The 23,165-nt window shown below is 45.1% G+C and carries 15 protein-coding genes and 2 pseudogenes; 10 read left to right on the top strand and 7 right to left on the bottom strand.

What is annotated here, in order from left to right; genetic code table 11:
* Positions 1 to 17: 17 nt before the first annotated feature.
* From istA to OOK74_RS14415, 5 genes and pseudogenes are all read right to left on the bottom strand, one after another.
* Positions 18 to 1,472, bottom strand: a pseudogene (gene istA, locus OOK74_RS14435) (IS21 family transposase).
* Positions 1,468 to 1,655, bottom strand: a pseudogene (locus OOK74_RS14430) (transposase); the annotation flags it as partial. The pseudogenes OOK74_RS14430 and istA, both read right to left, overlap by 5 nt.
* 165 nt (positions 1,656 to 1,820) lie before the next feature.
* Positions 1,821 to 2,303 (bottom strand): hypothetical protein, encoded by a 483-nt coding sequence (locus OOK74_RS14425; protein ID WP_278183367.1) that lies wholly within the window; start codon positions 2,301 to 2,303, stop codon positions 1,821 to 1,823.
* A 181-nt stretch (positions 2,304 to 2,484) separates the two neighbouring features.
* Positions 2,485 to 4,446, bottom strand: a complete 1,962-nt coding sequence (locus tag OOK74_RS14420; protein ID WP_278183366.1) for a recombinase family protein — start codon at positions 4,444 to 4,446, stop codon at positions 2,485 to 2,487.
* On the bottom strand, positions 4,439 to 6,460 hold the full coding sequence (locus OOK74_RS14415) for a recombinase family protein (RefSeq protein WP_278183365.1): 2,022 nt from the start codon (positions 6,458 to 6,460) through the stop codon (positions 4,439 to 4,441). Before OOK74_RS14415 ends, OOK74_RS14420 begins: the two co-directional genes overlap by 8 nt.
* A gap of 64 nt (positions 6,461 to 6,524) precedes the next feature.
* Between OOK74_RS14415 and OOK74_RS14410 the strand changes: the two genes are divergently transcribed.
* The 8 genes from OOK74_RS14410 to fbpC all read left to right on the top strand — a co-directional run bounded on the left by OOK74_RS14410 (position 6,525) and on the right by fbpC (position 17,141).
* Positions 6,525 to 6,911, top strand: coding sequence for a CreA family protein (locus tag OOK74_RS14410; RefSeq protein ID WP_278183364.1), 387 nt, complete (start codon positions 6,525 to 6,527; stop codon positions 6,909 to 6,911).
* Positions 6,912 to 7,179: 268 nt separating this feature from the next.
* Positions 7,180 to 8,484 (top strand): inosine/guanosine kinase, encoded by a 1,305-nt coding sequence (locus tag OOK74_RS14405; protein ID WP_274721740.1) that lies wholly within the window; start codon positions 7,180 to 7,182, stop codon positions 8,482 to 8,484.
* Between the two features lie 646 nt (positions 8,485 to 9,130).
* A complete protein-coding gene (locus OOK74_RS14400) occupies positions 9,131 to 9,757 on the top strand; it encodes a response regulator transcription factor (RefSeq protein ID WP_278183363.1) in 627 nt (208 codons plus the stop codon).
* A gap of 2 nt (positions 9,758 to 9,759) precedes the next feature.
* Complete coding sequence (gene uhpB, locus OOK74_RS14395; RefSeq protein WP_278183362.1) at positions 9,760 to 11,319, top strand: signal transduction histidine-protein kinase/phosphatase UhpB; 1,560 nt, start codon at positions 9,760 to 9,762, stop codon at positions 11,317 to 11,319.
* A gap of 91 nt (positions 11,320 to 11,410) precedes the next feature.
* Complete coding sequence (gene uhpC, locus OOK74_RS14390; protein WP_278183361.1) at positions 11,411 to 12,721, top strand: MFS transporter family glucose-6-phosphate receptor UhpC; 1,311 nt, start codon at positions 11,411 to 11,413, stop codon at positions 12,719 to 12,721.
* 112 nt (positions 12,722 to 12,833) lie between these two features.
* Positions 12,834 to 13,868, top strand: a complete 1,035-nt coding sequence (locus OOK74_RS14385; RefSeq protein ID WP_278183360.1) for an ABC transporter substrate-binding protein — start codon at positions 12,834 to 12,836, stop codon at positions 13,866 to 13,868.
* 109 nt (positions 13,869 to 13,977) lie between these two features.
* Positions 13,978 to 16,074 (top strand): ABC transporter permease, encoded by a 2,097-nt coding sequence (locus tag OOK74_RS14380; RefSeq protein ID WP_278183359.1) that lies wholly within the window; start codon positions 13,978 to 13,980, stop codon positions 16,072 to 16,074.
* Positions 16,075 to 16,085: 11 nt separating this feature from the next.
* Positions 16,086 to 17,141 (top strand): ferric ABC transporter ATP-binding protein, encoded by a 1,056-nt coding sequence (gene fbpC / locus OOK74_RS14375; protein WP_274721734.1) that lies wholly within the window; start codon positions 16,086 to 16,088, stop codon positions 17,139 to 17,141.
* Positions 17,142 to 17,271: 130 nt separating this feature from the next.
* Here fbpC and OOK74_RS14370 read toward each other — a convergent pair whose 3' ends face one another.
* A complete protein-coding gene (locus OOK74_RS14370; RefSeq protein ID WP_278183358.1) occupies positions 17,272 to 19,209 on the bottom strand; it encodes a DEAD/DEAH box helicase in 1,938 nt (645 codons plus the stop codon).
* Between the two features lie 372 nt (positions 19,210 to 19,581).
* Between OOK74_RS14370 and rnb the strand changes: the two genes are divergently transcribed.
* A complete protein-coding gene (rnb, locus tag OOK74_RS14365) occupies positions 19,582 to 21,600 on the top strand; it encodes an exoribonuclease II (RefSeq protein WP_278183357.1) in 2,019 nt (672 codons plus the stop codon).
* A 131-nt stretch (positions 21,601 to 21,731) separates the two neighbouring features.
* Here the strand turns inward: rnb and OOK74_RS14360 are convergent, their stop codons facing one another.
* Positions 21,732 to 22,088, bottom strand: a complete 357-nt coding sequence (locus OOK74_RS14360) for a DUF3024 domain-containing protein (protein ID WP_166015289.1) — start codon at positions 22,086 to 22,088, stop codon at positions 21,732 to 21,734.
* Positions 22,089 to 22,287: 199 nt separating this feature from the next.
* On the opposite strand from OOK74_RS14360, the gene OOK74_RS14355 reads away from it, so the two are divergent.
* Entirely contained in the window at positions 22,288 to 23,124 is an 837-nt protein-coding gene (locus OOK74_RS14355) for a phosphate ABC transporter substrate-binding protein PstS family protein (RefSeq protein ID WP_274721731.1), read from the top strand.
* Positions 23,125 to 23,165: the final 41 nt, after the last annotated feature.

Here is a 23,165-nt window from a genome sequence, read left to right as displayed (position 1 = left end):
TTCATATCCTTTTTCTCCTAGTGATAACAGTTCGGGCCACGAACATTGCTGTGAACAAGGTTCGGTGTGCTTGAGGTGTCTTTGCTCAGTTGCCCCTCGCGATTGTTTTTCAGCAGATTATTGATGAAGGTGTAGTTCGGTTTCGTCAGCATCAGCGCATCTTTACAGGCCTGCTCTAAGCGCGACTCGCCATGGGTTTTACTCAGATTGAGCAGCCCAAGACAGGAACGATAGGCCTGCTCTGGATGAGGCTTAACGTTCAGCATCTTATTGACGACTTCTCGCGTTGCAGGGCCGATATTGGCTCCCCAGTTGAGCAAGCGTCCAGGCGACCACTTTTGATGTTGATGGTTACTCGGCATGTGCTCTGGTTGAGTGCTGTTTCCACGTTACCTTTGGCTGCGAGGATGTTGAGCGATCAAGTTACCTTGGTGGTAGACCTGCACCTTACGGTTGGAGGCTTCCAGCTCGACATGGTGGCCAACCAGTTGATGGGGAACCGAGTAGTAGTGACGGCGATATTCGATGTGATAATCAGGCCCAACCTTGGCTCGTCTCGTTTCGGTATAGAGGTATCGCTGCTTGGGCAGCGGCTTTAATGAAGATTTATCGAGTTTGTCGAACAGCGCTTTGCGTCTCGCGCCATACTGTTTCATCTCACGTCGGTTTAACTCATCCATCAGCTGCGCTCGGATAGCGAGATTCAGCTCTTTGAAGGTATAGTTTGTAGGGGCGAGCTGGCAGCACGGCAGTTTGATAGTGATTCGCCAGTTTCTGATAGCTGTCGTTCAGTCTCGGCTCATAACGATTCGCTTTGGTGACAGCACTGCGTAGATTATCGGGGGCCAAGAGATGGGGGACGCCACAGAAGTGCTCGAAGGCATTGGCATGTGCCTCTAACCAGTAAGACTTACCTTGACTCGGGAAGGCTTCCACATAGGTGTAGTTGGACGCGCCTAAGGTCGCCACGAACATTTCGGCTTCGCTCACTTCACCTGTGTCAGGGTTCACCACTTGAAGCCGAGGCCCACAGTAATCGATAAACAGCTTATCACCTGCCACATGAAGTTGGCGCATGCTGCGCTTTTGGGTTTTGAACCAGCGAGTGAAGTGCTCGCAGAACTGAGTATAAGCGTAAGCTTGCTCTTGATATTGCTCATGATATTCCTGCCAGAGCAACATCTTCGTCATACCTTTACGTCTGAGTTCGACAGCGTATTGCGTGAACTCTGGCATGACTTTATCCTAACTGGTTTTCTTGCCGTGATACTGCGCCTGCGTGAGATCAGCATCGCTGCAACCTTCGGGTAGAGGCCAGCCAAGTTGGCTTTGTTTAAAGCGAGTCAGGAGTTCCGATATGGTGGAGGGGCCGAGTTTAAGGCAAGTGCGATGCTGCGATTTGAGAGACCGCAGTCGTACTTAAGGCGTAATACCTCTTTGATTTTGTTCATTGGAGTTCTCTTTTTAGCCATTGCGGGAATTGGAGTTTGGTTTTTGAGAGTATTTTTCGTAGCCAAGGTGCTCATCAAGCTCACATTTAATGCTGTCTCAACAGTCACCTTGGTTAACATCTTACGGAAGTTATTAAGATCAGATTCGGTCTTGATTGATTTAGCAGCTTCACGAGCAAAAGCTTCAAGTGCTTTCTTATCCATACTGTCCATCCTTAGCCTTTAAGGCTTAAGTTTAGACAGTTAAACAGAATTAAGGATAGTCTCGAATGTCTAATTGTGAGTCACCAGTTCAACAGAGTAAGATCTAGTCGTGACTACTCCATCATCGGATGCGTAAGATCGATGATGGAGTACTACAATTGATTACTATAAATGATTATCATTAATTAATGTTAATTTCTTGATTGCATCCTTCTTATTGTATACTTCACAATCAACCATATATGAAATTGTTGGAAATCTCATAAGATACACAAATAGCTCATCAATGGTTTCAAATGATTTGAACCTAGCAGGATATAGATTTTTAATATATCTAACATTGATTTCAAATAGTTGTTCAAATCCAGTTATAGAAAGCTGATCTGCTTCGAGTTGTTTGTGTATTTGAGACTTCACAGGATTCAAACTTTCTACTACTTCTGTTCTGTAGTAGTAATTTGCACCAAATTGCTCTATTAGTTCATCTAATAAGTAGTGAATAAATGTTTTGTTTTCACTTAATTCAGGTGTGTTCGAGTAGTATCGTTTCGAAACGTTTATTGCATTACGTTCAGTAGCATTGTCTATCGCTTGCTTGACTCTTTTGTAATGTTCTGAGCGATAGACGCTGTAATGTGTGACCGCCATAAAGTCCCCTCCCAAATTTTTAATCAACTATGTAACATACAAAATATGGCTAAAAAAAGACCGACATTTGTATCTGTATTTTTATCTAGATTCCAACAATACCATTGAAAAACGCATAATCAATTCGTTCACTTCGTACAAATAGTGTACTTCTACACCTTTAAGTCGGTTAACTTTTAACTTATTTAAAATATTTTTCCTTTATTCCAGACAAATGGACTTTCAAATCAAAGTTAGTAATTACTGCGTTCTTTCCTGAAAGGGAATTCCTTACTTCCTTAAACAAATGCATTATTAAATCATATGCCTCCGATTCATCGTGGTTTTCAATGTTAATCTTGATAGAGTTAAACATTAAGTCTGATGAAAATTCATCTTGATACGCATACGTGCGAATTACATAATCGTCAAAACACACAACCACAAACTTCAATAATTTTGTTGAACAAACTTCCATATGAACAACATTTTTTCTTAGTTGTTGATTTACTACTTTTCTCATCAACAATCGCTTCGAATAGTCCTCGCTTCGAAGCTCTTTTTTAATTGTTCGTTTGTCGATTGGTTTTCCTGATTTTTCATATTCTATTTCAAGGCCTTTAACCTGGTTGTCAATTTTAACAAGTTCATTTTGTACGGTAATTAGTGACGATTTATTTTTTGAAATTGAATCAAGTAATATGGTTGCATCAAGATTCTGTGTCACTATACTTTCAAAAGTTTTCTTCAAACCCTTTGCTTCTAGTAACAACTGTTCTTTTTCACTGTTCAAATAAGATTGTTTTATGCTGAGTCTTTTGAGCTTCGTTTTCAGCTTAGATTGCGTCGTAGAGAAAACAGTATAGTTTAAAGATGTGGTAAAGCGTAAAAATGCCATTTCAAAGTCTTTGTAAATAATATTCTCTGCATCACAACCATCTTTCAGAATTGCTTTTTCACATCGAAGGTACTCAAACCAATCAGCTTCCTCGCTTTTGCCAGTCTTTCTCGTACCTTTAAAGACCAGACGTCCACCACAGATACACCTCAACACTTTTGAGAAAACGTGCGTTTTGTCTTCTGGCTCTGATATTTTTTCCCTTTTATTATTCATCGCAATGACTTTTAATGCAGCTTCATATTTTTCAACGGTCACAACAGCAGGAAAGTAATTCTCCATTTCAGAAGTCGCATCTACTTTGTTTGAACGTGTTTTAAAAATACGCTCAGATTCACAAAAATATTCTTCGTCTTCTACAGTTTTAAGCGTGAATGTACCTATTGTGCTTTTGTTTTTGAACAAATTAGAGATCGCAAAAGTATGCCACTTTTCAGCTTTTCTACAGTTTCCATCTTCAAAAGTTGGGATTTTTTTTTGGTTTAGCAATTGACATATCTTCGTATGACCTAAGCCTTGAATTTTCCAATCAAAAATCTGATTGATAATTTCGGCCTTTGCTTCATCTAACGAAAATTTACTCAACGAGTCTTTTCTTGCTACTCCATTATCATCAACAAAATCATAAATGATTTCAGATTCAATAATCCATCGCGGAGTTGTTGATTGCTTTAGCCCAATATGCTTATGCTTCCCTTTCTGCGTTGGGTGATTGTAAAGATACTCTAACGTTTCTCTTCTGCGCCTATGAGCATCAGACACATATACGCTCTTAACCTCACTCTCGTAGTGCGCACTAGACATTTTGATGATTGATATAAGCATACTTTCAAGATCTGCTTCTTTACTTGAATACAAACAATCATCAATAGTTGTTACGATGTTAAATCCACGCTTTAAAATTCTAGAAAACTGCTCATAAGCAACTTCTGGATGTTGTCTAGAGAATCGATCAAATGCGTGAAAGCATAGATATATGTTCTCACGCTCTTTAAATGGCACATCTTCTAGCACGTCAAGCAATAACGCCATTTGGCCTTTTTCAAACGTCTTTGAGAGCTGACCTTGCTTTGCAAAGCCAGAAACACCCTTATCAGTGAATATGAGATCATCGCTAATATAAAGGTTGTTTTGACTTGCGTAGCGTTTCGCTTCTTCTAGCTGACGCTCTAGCGACTTTCGACCTACTTTGTCTTGCTCCGTTGTTGAGAAACGTGCATATGGGATACAGATACCGTCAAATATGCTCTTGTCATAATCAAACATAATCAATCCCTTTACCAGCGTAGAACTTACGCTTCAGACGTTGTAAAGCTTCGATAAGATCTCCATTAGAAACGACTTCAGTTTCCCCTCGTAACGAACGTTTAATCTGATGAATGTAGATAAGAAATAGTTCATAGTTAAGTTTAGAATCGTCTACTTCGTAACTGATCTTTATCGTGTTGAACATTAAATCATTTGCATAGTTTTCACCATATGCGAACGTTCTAATCACATCGTCGTGAAAGCATAAAATTACAAATTTGCTATGTTTTGAGGAACAGACCTCCATCCATTTAATCTTTGAATGTAAAAACTCGTTTAACTTCTTTCTCATCATTATCTTGGTTTCAGTCGATGAGTTTTTTATTCTCTTACTATGTTCAACTATATCAAGAAATTCAGACTCTTTTGAATCGAGAGATAGTTGTAACTTAGTGATTCTAACTTTCAGGTCATTTATTTTAGTTTCGATTAGGTCAGCACTTTTCTTTGCTTCATTTAGTGCAATAAGAACATAGTCGGCGTTGAGACCTTGACTAATTGCTGATTCAAACGTCTTTTCAAGACCTGAGTTCTTTAACTTTAACTCTTTCTTTTGTCCGTTTAGGTATGTAATTTCAGCTTGAAGGTTCTTGATTTCTGTCTCAAGTGACTTATCACCGACTAAACACACTTGTCTAAAGTCAATATGATTGACGTATTTGAAAAATGCTTGTTCTAGTTCTACATAGTTTATGTAATCATCAAAACATCCATTCTTAACCAAAGCATTATTGCATCGTAACTGCTCTCGATATACAGGTGCTTTGTTCGATCTTTTATTAATTTGGGAACGGCTATATTGAAGCGTTGCGCCGCAATAGCAACTCATAAATGTTGCGAAGATGTTTGTTCTCTCACCGATGCGCCCTAGCGGCTTTCCCTTTTTCTCTTGGAACTTAAGCACGTTTGCTAGTCTAAACACTTCTTCATCAACAACTGCTGGATAATAATTCTCTAATTTTGAAGTAACTTCTTTCTTGACTTTTTTAGTCTTAATCTCATCAGTTTCTTTACAGTGGTACTCTTCCGTTACCATCTCCTTTAACGTAATGTGACCTAGCACTTTATCTGAGGTGATGATATTTTGGACTGCGTATGGGTGCCATTTCTTAGCTTTTTTGAAACTGCCTTGCTCAAAGACTTCAACACCATCATTATTAAGTTTTTGGCAAATTCTTGTATAACCAAGCCCAGCAAGTTTCAACTCGAAGATTCTTCTTACAACTTCTGCTTTATGTTGATTAAGAGAGAATTTCTTAAACGTGTCTGTACGTTTTGAACCATCAGCAGCAATGTACTCATAAATAATATTTTCTTGATCTACCCATCTAGGTATTGACGGTTGCATCACACCTATATTCTTATGTTTACCTTTCTGAGATGGGTGGTTGTAAAGATATTCAATGACCTTTTTCTTTCTACTCAAGGCATCAGTAATATAGATCGACTTATTTAAGCTCTCTTGCCAAGCGGTTGTCATTTTGATGATAGAGATAAGCATATTCGACATACCTTTATCCCTACGATCATAGAGTTGGTTGTCTATAGTCGTGACGATTTTGAATCCACGATTCAGGATTTTGTTGAAGTGCGCCTGAGCCGCATCAGGTGACATTCGACTGAATCGGTCGAAGTTATGAAAGGTAATGTAGAAATTATCACGCTCTTCTGGAGGAACTTCTTCAAGCAGCAAAAGCATCGTTGCCATCTGCCCATTTTTAAAAGCTTTTGAAAGTTCACCTTGGTTTGAATAGCCTGAAACGCCTTTGTCAGTAAAGATGAGGTCTTCATTAATGAAGAGGTTATTACGTTTAGCGAAATCTCTCGCTTTTGATAATTGACGATCAAGAGACTTTTTACCGACTTTCGATTGCCCTTTTGTCGAAAAACGCGCATAAGGTACACATATTCCGTTGTACTTCGTTTTATCGTATCGAAACATTTCTTCTTTTAAAGTTTTTTCGCCCATCATTATAACCTACTAAAAATTAATGAGTTAAAACATCATATCAAACTTTGTAATAGTGTTGGTAATAATGTCTTTATCTAAAGATGTGAAAATTGAAAATTTAAGTGATGATATTGTCACGGGCGTGACATGTCATATTGCGTCTATTGAAGCCAATTTGAGCCTATCGGATCCCAGTGACAGTTCGATCTCGTGCCGTCAAACCGGTGAAATCACCCCAGCCATGATTGCACAAATTAATAAGAGCAAATCCGGCGAAATCGTATTTAAAAAATCCAAAAGCATTTTCTTCAAATCGATGAAAGTAAGACGGATCTATGATGCGGATAATCAAACCCTGCTCTATTTGTCTTATACCACCAAAGAAACCGATGGCAGTTTCAAGCACAGTCTATCTACCGTGCCACTTTGGGGAACCGCCGCATATGTTCAACCGACCCCACCAGCAAATTAAGTAACTCCACTCTCCGAGTGACACTCTGTATCGATGTGGCCAGTGCCTCTGCACTGGCTTATTGCTCGGTGATACTCTCACTCAAGCATCCCTTACTACGGCCTTTCTCTCCCAATTTTGGCCTGTTTTGTTCGACAGAGACGATAACGATCGTCCCATCAACCAAACCCTCGGAGCTGATCAAGCTCACTTCTTGCGGTAATAAAATGAAAGTAATCCATAGAATTTGTGATATGATCCGCGAAAATTTTCAATCCGCACTTTCAAAATGAAGTTTCCTGGCCAGCGCAAATCTAAGCACTACTTTCCAACTCACGCCCGAGATCCACTTATCAACCAACTCCAGCCTGCTCCTAAATTGCATCGACCCACCATAGTCGGCGTAGGACAAACGATTGTCGATATCGAAGCGCGCGTCGATGACGAGTTCTTAGCTCGCTACGATCTCAGTAAAGGCCACTCACTGGTGCTTGAAGAGAGCAAAGCCGATGCGCTGTATAAGGAATTGGTTGAGCGCGGATTAATCACTCATCAGTATCCGGGTGATACCATAGGTAACACACTGCACAATTACTCGGTACTGGCCGATAGCAAATCGGTGTTGCTTGGCGTGATGTCAAAAAATATTGAAGTCGGCTCTTATGCTTATCGCTATCTGTGCCGTACATCATCACGAATGAATCTCAACCACTTACAAACGGTCGATGGTCCGATTGGACGCTGCTATACGCTGATTTCACGTGATGGGGAACGCACCTTTGCGATTAATGAAGGGCATATGAATCAACTACGCCCGGAAAATATTCCAACAGAAGTATTTGAGAAAGCCTCCGCTTTGGTAGTGTCATCCTATTTGATGCGTGGCAAGCCAGAAGACCCAATGCCACAAGCGGTACAACGCGCGATTGAAATTGCCAAAGCGCGCTCAATTCCGGTGGTTCTCACCCTTGGCACCAAATATGTGATCGAAGGTAAAGCCGAGTGGTGGCAAAACTATTTAAAAGAGCACATCACTGTGGTCGCCATGAATGAAGAAGAGGGTGCAGCACTCACCGGTGAAAGCGATCCACTACTGGCTGCAGATCAAGCCCTGCAATGGGTTGATTTGGTGTTGTGTACCGCAGGTCCTGATGGCTTATATATGGCTGGCTATATTGAAGAGTCTGCCAAGCGTGAAACGGAACTGCCACTGCTCGCCGGTCATATTGCGCAATTTAATCAATATGAATTCAGCCGTGCGATGCGTAAACAAGATTGCCAACAACCCCTAAAAATATACTCTTTCATTGGTCCCTACTTAGGCGGCCCGCTGGAGATCAAAAACACCAATGGCGCTGGCGATGGCGCACTTTCAGCACTGCTGCATGATATGGCCGCCAATACCTATCACCAACGTAACGTGCCAAATTCAGCCAAGCATGAACTGCCCTATTTAACCTACTCATCACTTTCACAAGTGTGTAAATACGCCAACCGAGTCAGTTACGAAGTACTGACTCAGCACTCACCTCGCTTATCACGTGCCCTGCCTGAACGTGAAGATAGTTTAGAAGAAGCGTATTGGGACCGTTAATCGTTTAAGCGGATTGTCGTTAAAATGCCATAAGGCGACCTATTTGTGGTCGCCTTATTTTTTAGCTGCAGTAAAACTGTGCGCTGATCAAGTTATCGATAGCCACAATCACCACCGCTAAAAGGCCGCCAGCCTATAAGCAGGCAGCGCATGTTGTATAACCATCGCCAGACCCGACACAGCCTCACCTCGTGCCCCCACTTAAACCAATAAGCTAGCCAATTTTGCTGCGCTTCGGGGAGACCAAATCTTTAATATCACCACGGTGGCTATTGAGTCGCTCTATTAAAATAGATTTAAGCTCTTCTAAGTATAAGGCGATTCAAACGTTGCCGTAGAGATAAAACCTTATTGGTTTTTATCTGGTTATCTTTTTTCATTCACAGCTATCTCAACGTTGTCAATTTATACCAACAGTGCGTCGGGTTATTTCATGTCAAAAATTGGCCTACTGTTTACAACTCCCCCACGTCCAGAATTCACCATAATGTTAAAATATTGAAAACCGGTATTTTCAAGTTGAACGGACAACAACAATTCTATTTTCTTTATCGCGAAGTAACTCTTCGTGCAGTATGTCTCAACCATCACAACGCAAAAACATTACACTTTTGTAAATATTAATTGCTTCAACGAACGCCACCATATGATTACAGTTGCACTTATTGATGACCATACGATTGTTCGTTCAGGCTTCGCTCAGTTACTCAATCTTGAGCAAGATATAATGGTACAAGGTGAATATGAGAGTGCAAAAGAAGCATTTCATGCCTTGATAGGCTCTCCTGTCGATGTGGCCATCATTGATATTTCAATGCCGGATGAAAATGGTCTGAATCTGCTAGAACGCTTGCATCAGCATAACCCCAATTTCAAAGCTATCATCCTTAGTATTTATGATTCTGCTTCGTTTGTGAAAAAAGCTCTGGATGCAGGTGCACAAGGTTATCTTTCAAAACGTTGTGGCCCGAGTGAGCTGGTGAGTGCCATTCGCACCGTTGCCTCTGGCAGACGATATTTGTGCGCCGATGCTTTGGTCAACTTGAGTAATCCCGATATCAATAATGTGCTTGCCGACCTCACCAAGCGTGAAGTAGAAGTGTTTGATTTATTGGTACAAGGCAAAGAGGTGAAAGAGATCGCGCAAGCGCTGTTTCTTAGCCACAAAACCGTTCACGTTCATCGAGCCAACATTCTTAGCAAGTTAAACCTAACCAATAACGTTGATTTGATCCGCTTTGCTCTGCAGCACCATCTGCTCGCGGAAGGTTAATTATGCCGAAGCTGTTTCCACTAATTTTTGCTTTTGTTCTCTACAGTATTAGTCAATTTAGCCTATGGAACATCAGCCAATATTTGAGCCACAATCCACTACAAGCCTATCTGCTTTTTCCCACCGGCTTACGCTTGGTGGTCTATTTATTAGCACGCCCAACCCATACTTGGATTTGGTTACTGAGTGACATATTCTTGGCTGGCGCGATCTTGGTGTTGCTCCCAGAACAGTCCAGCCCTTTGATGCTGCTCATGCCTTGGGTGGTTTGGCTGGCCGCGGCCATTGCCCGCCAGCATTGGCAGAAATTAAATCTGTACTGGCAAAAGTTGCTGCTGATCGTTGCACTGGTGCTGCTGCACACCATTTTGGTTGGCCTGACTTTTACCTTGTTGGCGAAACCGCTACAAATGGGAGCGGATACGTTAATTGCCGTGAGCATCGCTTCGCTCACGGGAGGCATCGTGCTCACACCATTTTTGTATCTGGTGACCGACTACCTTCGTCACCAAACGTGGAATCCCCTCTCTCCGCAACTGATTCACCACGATGTGAAACTTAAGCCGAAAATGCTAGTGTGGAGCTTAGTGTTTTTCAGCTTAGGGCTGCTGGCTGAGCTGACGTTGCTTGAACAGATGAAACCCTTTGCCCTATTGATCATCTTGCTACCGACGATTTTTCTTGCCTATCGTTATGGTTGGCAAGGTGGCGTGTTGGCGAGCAGCTTAAACTGCATTCTGCTTGCAACTGCACGCCAGTTCAGTGGTTCATTCTCTTCGGATCAAGAGCTGCTGATTTTTATGTCGAGCCAAGCACTCGTGGGACTTGGGCTGGGTATCGCCATTAGCCGCCAGCACCAGCTTTCTTTATTGCTGCACAAAATGAACTCCCGTTTAGCCAAAGAGTTACGTGAGAAGCAAGATCTCGCGCGCCAGCTCGTCTCAGTGGAAGAACAAATCCGTAAATCGGTTGCCCGTGAACTGCATGATGAGATCGGCCAAAACATTACCGCGATTCAAATTCAATCCATGCTCGCTGAACGTTTAGCCAGTAACGATCAAGCCAAGCAAGCAGCGTCCAGCGTGCAGTCGCTCGCCATGCGTATTCATCAATCCACTCGACAACTTTTAAAGCAGTTGCGACCGCACATTTTGGATGAACTCGGGTTAGAACATGCGATTCGTCAGCTCGTGCAAGAAATGCGGTTTGCCGAACAAGGTATTACGGTTCGTCTCAATATGGGGGTGAATCCACAAAAGCTGGACGATACCACGCGGGTGACTTTGTATCGAATTGTGCAGGAATTACTGAACAATATTTCCAAGCATGCCAAAGCGAACCACGTACACATTAGCCTGTTTCCGGGTAGTGAAATGGTGCTGGAAGTCAAAGACGATGGCATTGGTTTACCCCCCGACTGGCGTGTGCGCGGACAAGGCTTAAAAGGATTGAGCGAGCGAGTCTCGGCGCTGGGCGGCCAATTAATGATGACGTCGCCCAGTTTCCAAACTGGCACGCGAATAATTGTTAACTTACCCACAAAACCGTTAACAAATGCCTAAAAACTAGGAAAATTTCCTAGATGAATACAACTCCTTCCCATGTTTTTCCGACCTTACTTGATTAGGATAAAACTCAATAAGGACAAGCAATATGAAGATTGTACCCAAGGTACAACCCATAGGAACGATGGAAATCGATCAGGCTTACCGTCACTGGCGCATTCATTTGATGATTTCCATGTATGTGGGTTATGGCGTGTTCTACCTCACACGTAAAAGCTTCAATTTTGCGATGCCGCAAATGCTCAGTGAGTTAGGACTCGATTACTCAGATTTAGGCTTTCTCGGTACGCTGTTCTACCTCACTTACGGGGTGTCAAAATTTGTTTCGGGTTTGATGATTGACCGCTCCCGCTCTCGCTATTTCATGGGGCTGGGGTTGATAGCCACTGGCATCATCAACATGGCTTTTGGTTTAAGTTCGTCCTTGTTGGCTTTTACTTTGTTATGGACGGCGAATGCCTTTTTTCAAGGCTGGGGCTGGCCAGCGTGTGCCAAGGTGCTCACACACTGGTATTCACGTAGCGAACGGGGCTTTTGGTGGTCGATTTGGAATACTTGCCACAACTTAAGTAGCGCATTGATCCCCATCGTGATTGGTTTTATCAGCTTAACCTTTGGCTGGCGTTATGGGTTCTTGTTTGCGGGTGGGATTGCGATTTTTGTTGGGCTTTGGCTCTGTTATCGCATTCAAGAGAAGCCGACCGAAATGGGATTGCCTTCGGTCGGCGAATGGCGCGGTGATGCACTTGAACTGGAACACGAAAAAGAAGGCCAAGGACTCGCCTTCCGCGTTGCGGTTTATCGCTACGTACTGACTAATCGCTACATTTGGCTGTTGTGTGGATCTTACTTGCTGGTGTACGTGGTCAGAATTGGCATTAACGACTGGGGATCGCTCTATCTGGTTGAGCGGCACGCTTACAACATTCTCAGTGCCAATACCGCAGTAGCGATGTTTGAAGTGGGCGGATTTTTGGGCTCATTGCTTGGTGGCTGGGGTTCCGACTATTACTTTCGCGGCAACCGCGCCCCGATGAATTTGATTTTTGCATTAGGCATTTTTGCCTCCGTTGCTGCCTTATGGCTGACACCTATCGATCATTTATGGTTTTTGGCTGGCTGTTTCTTCTGCATCGGATTTTTTGTCTTCGGCCCACAAATGATGATTGGTATGGCAGCCGCAGAATGCGCAAGGAAAGATTTGGCAGGCACAGCGACCGGATTTGTTGGACTATTTAGCTATCTCGGTGCAGCTTTAGCCAGCTACCCCATGTCACTGGCTATTGAAGCATGGGACTGGGAAGGCTTCTTCTGCCTTATTACTGCGTCAGCAGCCGTGATCAGTTTACAACTGCTGCCCTTTATAAAAGCTCAGCAACCAGTGACGGAAGATGAGTGATAAACATAACCAATCTTTACCATCCAATAACGTAATTGTGCTCCACTTTATGACCTGACACAGTACCGAGCTGACAAGGACACAAGGGAGCATCAACAAGAGGGAAAACCCAATGATTGTTAATGCAAAACGCACGCTGCTGGCACTGAGTGTTCTTGGTTCGATAATGACCGCGCCGCTGGTTCATGCTGAAGGCCGTTTGGTGGTTTACTGCAGTGCAACAAACGCTATGTGTGAGGCGAGCACCAAAGCTTTTGCCGATAAATACAATGTGAAGACCTCCTTTGTACGCAACGGTTCAGGCAGTACACTCGCAAAAATTGATGCAGAGAAAAACAACCCACGAGCAGATGTTTGGTATGGCGGCACGCTTGACCCACAGTCACAAGCGGGTGAAATGGACTTACTCCAAGCTTACCAATCCCCAGAACTGGCCAACATCATGGAAGCGTTCCGTGATCCAGCCAAACGCAAAGGTAACTACTCTTCTGCAGTTTACATGGGCATTTTGGGCTTTGGTGTGAACACCGAACGCTTAGCACAAAAAGGCATTCCTATTCCGCGTTGCTGGGCGGATTTGACCAAGCCGGAATATAAAGGCGAAATTCAAATCTCCGACCCACAAAGCTCTGGCACAGCTTATACTGCACTCGCAACCTTCATTCAGTTGTGGGATGAACCAACCGCATTTGACTACTTCAAAAAGCTCGACAAAAACGTTTCTCAGTACACCAAGTCTGGAGTGACGCCGTCACGAAACTCTGCACGTGGTGAAGTGGCGATTGGTATTGGATTCCTGCATGACTACTCGCTAGAACAAGCCAAAGGTGCCCCACTCGAACTCATCTCTCCTTGTGAAGGCACTGGATACGAAATTGGTGGAGTCAGCATTATTAAAGGTGCACGCAACCTCAATAACGCCAAGCTGTTCGTTGACTGGGTATTGTCGAAAGAAGGCCAAGAAATGGCATGGAAACAAGGGGACTCCTACCAAATCTTGACTAATACTCAAGCGGAACAATCACCCTATGCGCTTGACCCGAAAGCACTCAAGCTGATCAATTACGATATGGAAACCTACGGTTCTTCTGATGAGCGTAAGCGTTTGATCACCAAGTGGGTTAACGAGATCAAAATGGGTAACTAACCCGAAATCGTAGTCGCACCGCCACTCAGTGGCGGTATTTCTCCCCTGACACTTAGTTTGCTCACAGCTTGCGGGCTGGTTAAGTGCGACTCAATATTAAGGTCTTACCATGCATGAGCCTTCTCAAGCGCTGAAACTGACACTCCACCAGCCAGTCAAAACCGATCCGGTTTTTTACTGGCTGGCTGCGGTGCTGTTTAGCTTTATTCTTCTGCCATCATTTGCTCTGGATTATGGGCTGTTTGAATCCACTCCAGATGAATTTTATGCCGCCATGGGTTGGAGTGAGCCAAACATTTCTTGGTTCTGGTTTGGCTTGCCTTTATTGCTTGTCTTTCGGCCTCGGCAAGCACAGGGGCGTCAGCACACGATTCGCCACTACCTCGACATTGCGTATTCTGGCTTCTGCATGTTGGCCATTTTGCTGAGTGCATGGCTAAGCAGTAAAGGGTTGGGTTATTCCAGTATCATTCTGTTCACTGCCCTTGGTGCTATTATGACGCTCGCCTTCGCCCGCTTGGAATACCTCGGTGGCGATCACTTTGTGATTGGCTCACTGATCAGCATCATTCTGCTGATTGTGATTTTTATTGTTTATCCGAGCATCGCCATTTTCCTGCCGATGTTTAAAGATGACATGGGCAACTGGACGGCATGGCAGTTCATGACGATCATGTCCCAGTCTCATACTCTGACCGTCATCTACAACTCAATTGCACTCGGTATTGCGGTAGGCGTTGGCGCAACCTTCTTCGGACTGATTTTTGCCATTTACACCACACGTATTGCTAAACGTTCCGCCTTTATCGCACGCGTGTTTTCCATTTTACCGATCGTGACACCGCCCTTTATTGTCGGGTTGGGTGTGACTTTAATGCTGGGTCGTTCGGGTTATATCACTGAGTTAATGGTCGATGGGTTTGGTTTACAGAAAACCAATTGGTTATATGGCTTCACGGGCATTTGGCTCGCACAGGTGCTGGCGTTTGCACCTATGTCATTCATGATTTTGGATGGCGCACTCAAGTCTCTGCATCCTTCGTTGGAAGAGGCTTCCTACACGCTCAAAGCCAACCGTTATCAAACCTTCTTTGGCATTATCATGCCGCTGCTTAAACCTGCGTTAGCCAACTCGTTTTTGATCATATTCGTGCAATCATTGGCAGATTTCAGTAACCCCTTGGTGCTGGGCGGCAGCTTTGATGTGCTCGCGACGCAAATCTATTTCTATATTGCAGGGGCGCAGTTGGATTACGCTTCAGCCAGCACACTCGGCTCGGTTCTGCTGCTGTTCTCACTCGCGATTTTTGTAGTGCAGTATCTGTGGATCGGGCAGCGCTCCTACGTCACCATTTCTGGCAAAGCCTACCGTGGCGATGTGCAAGAGATGCCTGCCTCACTGAAATTTGGCGTGACTGTGACTTTGTATGCGTGGATGATCTTTAACGTTCTGCTCTACGGCAGCATCTTCTTTGGCAGCTTTACGGTCAACTGGGGCGTCGATTACACCCTGACCTTCAAAAACTATCTCAATCTGTTTGGGAATGGCATGTCTGATGGCGCTTGGCCTTCACTGATCACCACCATGATTTATGCGGGTGTGGCGGCTCCGATTACTGCCCTGTTCGGCTTATTGATTGCTTATGTGGTAGTGAGACAGCAGTTCTACGGCAAAAAAGTGATCGAGTTTTCTACCATGCTCTGCTTTGCCGTACCCGGTACAGTAGCAGGGGTTTCCTACATCTTGGCGTTTAACGATGCGCCGATTTATTTAACTGGCACCGCCGCAATTGTGGTGATCTCGATGGTGATGCGAAACGTGCCTGTGGGGATCCGCTCTGGTATTGCAGGACTCGGGCAGCTCGATAAATCATTGGATGAAGCTTCACTCAGCTTACGTGCCAGCTCATTACAAACCATTCGCTACATCATTTTGCCACTGTTACGCCCCGCGATTCTATCCACGCTGGTGTACAGCTTTGTGCGGGCGATGACCACGGTCAGTGCCATCATCTTTCTGGTTACACCGGAAACCCGCGTTGCAACGTCCTACATTCTCAACCGAGTCGAAGATGGTGAGTACGGCATCGCTATTGCCTACGGTTCCGTGCTGATTGTCGTGATGTTAGCCATCATTTTGTTGTTCGATTTACTGGTCGGTGAAGCTCGCGTTTCTCGTTCCAAAGCCACCAATCAAGATTCTTAGGAGACATCACCGTGGAAAAACAAAACTTTGTTGTACTCAAAAACATCTGCAAACGCTTTGGTAGCAATACCGTGATTGGCAACTTGGATCTTGAGATCAAAAAAGGCAGCTTGGTTACGTTACTTGGCCCTTCCGGTTGCGGTAAAACCACCGTTTTGCGTTTGGTTGCCGGCTTAGAGAAACCGACCAGCGGGCAGATTTTCATTGATGGTGAAGATGTCACCGAACGTTCCATCCAACAACGCGATATCTGTATGGTATTTCAGTCTTACGCCCTATTCCCGCACATGTCTCTGTACGAAAACGTGGCTTATGGCTTAAAGATGCTCAAATTGCCGAGTGAAGAAGTGCATCAGCGAGTTGATGAAGCACTTAAAATTGTTGATCTCGAAGGAATGGGTGAACGTTATGTTGACCAGATTTCCGGCGGCCAGCAGCAACGTGTTGCCCTTGCCCGTGCTTTGGTACTCAAACCTAAAGTGCTGTTGTTTGATGAGCCGTTGAGTAACTTAGATGCCAACTTGCGCCGTAGCATGCGTGAAACGATTCGCGAACTGCAACAGCGCTTTGATATTACTTCGCTCTACGTGACGCACGATCAAGCAGAAGCCTTCGCGGTATCAGATACTGTTATCGTGATGAAACAGGGCGATATCATGCAAATTGGCACGCCACAAGAGTTGTATAAAGCGCCTAAGTCGATGTTTATGGCAAACTTTATGGGTGAAGCAAACATGTTCCAAGGCTATTTTGATGGGAAGCAGATCCATATTCATGGCTATGCGATTGATGCCGATCTAGAAGTAACGCGGGATAAGCCTATCGGCGAATACCAAATTGGCGTGCGACCAGAAGCCATTACCTTACATACGCAAGGCTGCGAAAACCAAGCCTGCCAAATCCTCAAATCCGCGTATATGGGTTCAATGTATGAAGTGACCGTAAAATGGCACGATCAAGAACTGCTGTTACAGCTCAATTCCGCGCAGTTTAATCACGCGTTAACTCAGCACGCTTATTTGGTATTTAACCCTCGCGGCTTATTTTTACTGCCGTTCGAAGAATAATATAGCTCTGACATTAGCCATCTTTCCCTTTTATTTTCAAAACAATCACCACCGCCCAAGGCGGTGGTTTAGGGATAACAATAAAAAACCCGCCGTAAAAACGGCGGGTTTATCAATCAACCACTAATGATTAAGCTTCGTCACGACGACGGCTTTGGCCATGGCCACGCTCGCCGCGGTAGCTACCGCTGCTTTCACCACTACGGTTACGCTCGAAACGACGCTCGCCTTCACGGAAAGGACGACCTTCACCGCTACGACCACGGCCGCCTTCGCGTCCACCTTCACGACCGCCACGGAAACCGCCTTCACGGTTGCCTTCTGGACGACGCGCGCCATCACGACGTAGAGCACCACCGTCACGACGACCACCACGAGATTCGCGGAAATCATCGAAGTCACACACTACTGCACCAACTTCTTTTTGACGAATGCGCAGTTTGCGCAGTTTATTGGTCACATCGCTCGACATTGATTTTGGCAACTGAACGAAAGTATGACCTTGCGCCAGTTTGATCGCGCCGATCGAACCTTTAGTCAGACCCAGCTCGTTCGCCAATGCGCCAACGATATCTTTTACTTGTACGCCTTGGTCACGGCCAACTTGCAGTTGGTAAGTGTTCCAATCGTGGTTCTCTTGATCACGGCCACCAAACTCACGACGCGCTGGACGATCACCATCACGGCGGTCATCACGACGCTCACGACGACGTGATTTTTCACGCTCCATCGCTTCGATCATTGGGTCTGCACCAACGTAGAACAGTGGACGTTTACCTTGCTGACGCTTAAGCAGGATCGCCGCCAGTGTGGTTGAATCGATTTCCAGAGAAGCTTGCAGCTTTTCAATCAAATCGGTAAAGCGCTCTAGTGAGCTGTGTTCTTTATCTTCAGCCAGTTCAAGACCCAGCTTATTCAGACGAGACTCAGCTACTTTATCGCGATGCGGCAGTTGAATTTCTTCCATTGAAGAACGAGTTACACGCTCAATGGTACGCAGCATGCGAATTTGGTTAGTACGCACTAACAGGATCGCTTTACCTTTACGTCCAGCACGACCAGTACGGCCGATACGGTGGATGTAAGATTCCACATCAAACGGAATGTCGTAGTTAAATACGTGAGTGATACGTGGAACATCAAGGCCACGAGCCACAACGTCAGTCGCGACCAGAATATCAATCACACCTTGTTTGATATGATCAACAGTGCGCTCACGCAGTGATTGAGGAATATCACCGTGCAGAGCCGCCGCTTTAAAGCCACGGGCACACAACCAATCCGCTAGGCGCTCGGTATCTTGACGAGTACGCACGAATACGATTGAAGCATCGGTTTCTTCGGTTTCCAGCAGACGCGCCATCGCTTCGTCTTTTTCAACACCTTTTACTACCCAGTATTGCTGCTCAACTTTTGCAACAGTTTGGTTAGAACCCGCTACGTCGATGCTCTCTGGGTTACGTAGGTAACGTTCAACGATGTCTTTTACCATTGGTGGCATAGTCGCAGAGAACAACACACGTTGTGCTGATTCAGGCGCTTGCTCCATGATCCAAGTTACGTCATCCACGAAGCCCATTTTGAGCATTTCGTCTGCTTCATCAAGGATGAAGGTATGACATTCGTCAAGGTGTAGACGATCACGTGTGATCAGATCTTTTACACGACCAGGAGTACCAACCACAATGTGCGCACCTGATTTCAGTGCGCGCATTTGATCAAGAATTGAAGCACCACCGTAGATCTCAAGAACTTTAAGACCTTTGATGTTTTTGCCAAGGTTTTTGACTTCTGCTGCAACTTGGATCGCCAGTTCACGAGTTGGAGCCATAACGATAGCTTGTGGCTTGTATTGTGACAGATCAAGTTTGTTGAGCAGAGGCAAAGAGAATGCCGCTGTTTTACCAGTACCGGTTTGCGCTTTACCTAGTGCATCACGGCCATCAAGCAGAAAAGGAATTGCCGCTGCTTGAATTGGCGTTGGTGATACGAAGCCCATTTCGTTTAGGGCAGAAAGGATGTCGCTGTTCAGTGCTAAATCACTGAATTGAATTGCAGTATCTTGCATGGGGATCCCACTAAATGAAGAAATAACCAAGGTCCCACGTGCTTTACCATTCCAACCAATCCAATGAATTGCTGAGTCCGTTCAGATGCGGATAAGTATTAAAACGCATCAAGCCGCTAGGGACATATAAGGGACGCGGATTATTCCTTAAACGCATAAAAAAAGCCAGAAAAAATTGAATTTCATCACAAAATTTTCTTAGCAAAGGAAAAATGGCGTCTGATTAACCGAAAAAACCATAAAAACTGAGAAACTGCTGATATTTTCAGCGTGCAAATCGGCTGCAAATCCCATCCAATCTCACGTTTTCGGTAGTAATCCACCTCTTCAATGATTATAGTTGTGCCCAACTTAAACGGTTAGATAAATAAAATGTTCCAAGACAATCCGCTCCTCGCGCAGCTTAAACAGCAAATCCAAGAAACCCTGCCTAAAAAAGAAGGCACCATCAAAGCCAGCGACAAAGGTTTTGGCTTCCTCGAAGTGGATAGTAAGACTAGCTACTTTGTTCCACCTCCATATATGAAGAAGTGCCTGCATGGTGACAAAGTCATGGCGTTCATCCGTACCGAGAATGAACGTGAAGTCGCCGAGCCTGTAGAGTTGGTCGAACAATCGCTGACGCGCTTCATTGGCCGCGTAAAACTGTTTAAAGGCAAACTGAATGTTGCGCCGGATCATCCACAACTCAAAAAGATGGCACTCAAGGCGAAAGCCAAAAAAGGCCTTAACGGAACAGATCTGCAAGAAGGTGATTGGGTGGTGGCGCAGCTCATCCACCATCCCCTGAAGGGTGATAACGGTTTCTTTGCCGAAATTACGCATAAAATCACCGATGCGGATGATAAAATTGCACCTTGGTGGGTTACGCTGGCGGAAAATGATCTGCCCAATAGCGAACCGGCCGGAATTGACGACTGGCAACTAAAAGATGACGCTGATTTGGTGCGTGAAGATCTGACTGACCTGCCATTTGTCACCATCGATGGTCAATCGACCAAAGATATGGACGATGCGCTGTACGCGCAGCAGTTGCCTAACGATGATTTTGCGTTAACCATCGCGATTGCCGATCCAACCGCTTATATCACGCCAGAAGATGAGATGGACAAAGTCGCCCGCGAGCGTGGCTTTACCATCTACTTGCCAGGGCGCAACATTCCAATGCTGCCACGTGATCTGGCCGATGAGCTTTGCTCGTTAATGGAAAACCAAGTTCGCCCTGCGCTGTGCTGCTCGGTAACCATCAGTAAAGATGGCGTAATTGGCGATGACATTCGCTTCTTTGCCGCCAACATCAAATCCCATGCACGCTTGGTGTATGACCATGTTTCTGACTGGTTGGAGACTGGCCACTCTGAGCAATGGCAACCGAGTACCGAGATTGCCCAAGTAGTCCGCGATCTTTACGCCTTTTCACAAGCACGTGCGAATTGGCGCGAAACCCACGCCGTAGTGTTCCCTGTTCGCCCAGATTATCGTTTCGAACTGAGCGCAGATAACGATGTGGTGGCCATTCATGCCGATATGCGCCGCTCGGCAAACCGCTTGGTGGAAGAGTCGATGATCACCGCCAATATTTGTGCAGGTCAAACCCTGCAAGCAACTTTTGGCTTTGGCGTATTCAATACTCACGCTGGTTTCAAAGCTGAAAAATTGGCCGATGTAGTTGAATTAATGGCCGCGCACGGTGCACCGGATGCCGATGTGGAAACACTGACCAGTGTCGCTGGCTTTGCTGCTCTGCGCCGTTGGCTAGCGACCCAACAGACCAGCTATCTCGATAACCGGATCCGTAAGAGCCAAAGCTACAGCGAAATTGGCAACCAGCCACTGCCGCATTTTGCGATGGGGCTTGATGTCTACGCGACTTGGACATCTCCAATCCGTAAATATGGCGATATGATCAACCACCGTTTACTCAAAGCGCACATTTTGGGTAAAGCTCCAGTGCAAACGCCAGATGAAACGGTGGGTGAAGAGCTTGCGCTGCATCGTAAACACCACAAAATTGCAGAGCGTAATGTCGCCGATTGGCTCTATGCGCGCACACTGGCGGATGAACCGGCCAAAGAGACTCGCTTCCAAGCCGAAATCTTTGATATCAACCGTGCGGGCATGCGCGTACGTTTACTGGAAAACGGCGCAATGACCTTTATTCCGGGTGCGCTGATCTTGGCCAATAAAGAGCGTCTCGAATGTAACGGCGAAACCGGCACGGTACTGATTGATAAACAAGTGGTGTATCAATTGGGTGATGTATTGGAAATTGTGCTGACAGAAGTGAATCAGGAAAATCGCAGCTTAGTTGGTAAACCTACCCAAGTGTTTGCGGATGCCGCCGTTGAAGTTGCTTCTCCAGTTGTCGAGCAGAGTGAGCCACAAGCGTAAGGTACGCTGACCACTCCCCCAGTGATCACAAGGCATTCTTCGGAATGCCTTTCTTTTATCTCGCCTTATCTCGCGCTTCCCTTTTTTATCTCACATTGTTTTTTATCTCACAGAATGTGCTTACTGCGCGATTAGCCCCAGAAATAGCTTTTCGGATCTTTTTCCACTTCACGGATCATCGCGGTCAAATCATGGCTGCGCGCTAAAAAAGGATAAGGGATCCAAGGCTCATCGCCTACAGCGGCATCCGAATCATAAGCATAGAGCTCCCACTGGTTTGACTCTGGTTGCCAAATAATTTTCGCGACCAAGCTTTGATAATCACACTGGGTTGAATCTAACTTGTAGTGGCACCAAATAAACTGCACACCATGATCAATCACCTCAAAGCTCGCTTTCCCAAGCTCAGCCGGCAGGCTTTGATTGCGATAGTTGCACAGTAGCTCAGCGCGGCGCTCAAGCTGTTTTTGCTGCAGATGAACAATCATTTTAACCTCACCACTCAATCAAGGTTGCTCGTATGGCTAACGGTACACCACCATTCTATGCTTGCAAGATGATTTAACAGTAACCATTTTCGATCAATTCCAACGTGATATCGCTAACTCTACGCATAAATTCACATTTTTGTCATACGCTTCAGGTAAGCTGGTTAAGATATTTTTTTGATAATACGGGAGCAACTCTATGTTTAAAATGGCACTTGCCGCCGTTTGCGCAGTTTTCTTTTCTATCAGCACGATGACATTTTCTGTGCAAGCAAGTGAAATTAACGTTTCAGGTTCCACTTCCGTGGCCAGAATCATGGATATACTGGCAGAAGAGTACAACAAGGCGCATCCTGCAACTTATGTTGCCGTACAAGGCGTCGGTTCAACGGCAGGCATCTCACTATTACAAAAAGGGGTGGCGGACATTGCAATGACCTCACGTTACCTGACCGAAAGTGAGGCGCAAAATGATCTGCACAGTTTTACGCTGGCGTTTGATGGTTTAGCCATTGTGGTTAACCAAACCAATCCAATCACCAATTTAAGCCGCGAGCAGCTTTACGGCATCTACAAGGGCCAAATCACTAACTGGAAACAAGTCGGTGGTCATGATCAGAAGATTGCCTTGGTCACTCGGGAGGCCTCTTCCGGCTCGCGCTACAGCTTTGAAAGCTTGATGGGATTGACCAAAACAGTCAATAATCGCCAAGTGTCTGACGTTACTCCAACCGCTTTAGTGGTGAATAGCAACAGCATGGTGAAAACCTTAGTCAACCACAATACCCAAGCGATTGGCTTTATCTCGATTGGTTCGGTCGATAAATCGATTAAGGCCATCCAGTTTGAAAAAACCGAACCCAGCGCAGATAACATCGCTAAACACAGCTACCAACTCTCACGCCCTTTCTTGATTTTGCACTACCCAGAGAAAGCAAGTGAGCAGACCAAGCAATTCATTGCCTTTTTACAATCTGAACCAACCAAAAAATTGATTGTGGAATATGGCTATATTATGCCAAGCAATGAAGAGTAACTTGCCGGATTAAGAAGTGTTCGGAGCAAAAAAGACTAAGG

The sequence above is a fragment of the Vibrio misgurnus genome (assembly GCF_029635775.1).
Taxonomy (GTDB): domain Bacteria; phylum Pseudomonadota; class Gammaproteobacteria; order Enterobacterales; family Vibrionaceae; genus Vibrio; species Vibrio chanodichtyis.
Note: the sequence above shows the minus strand (reverse complement) of the source record. Positions and strands in the feature narration are given on the sequence as shown.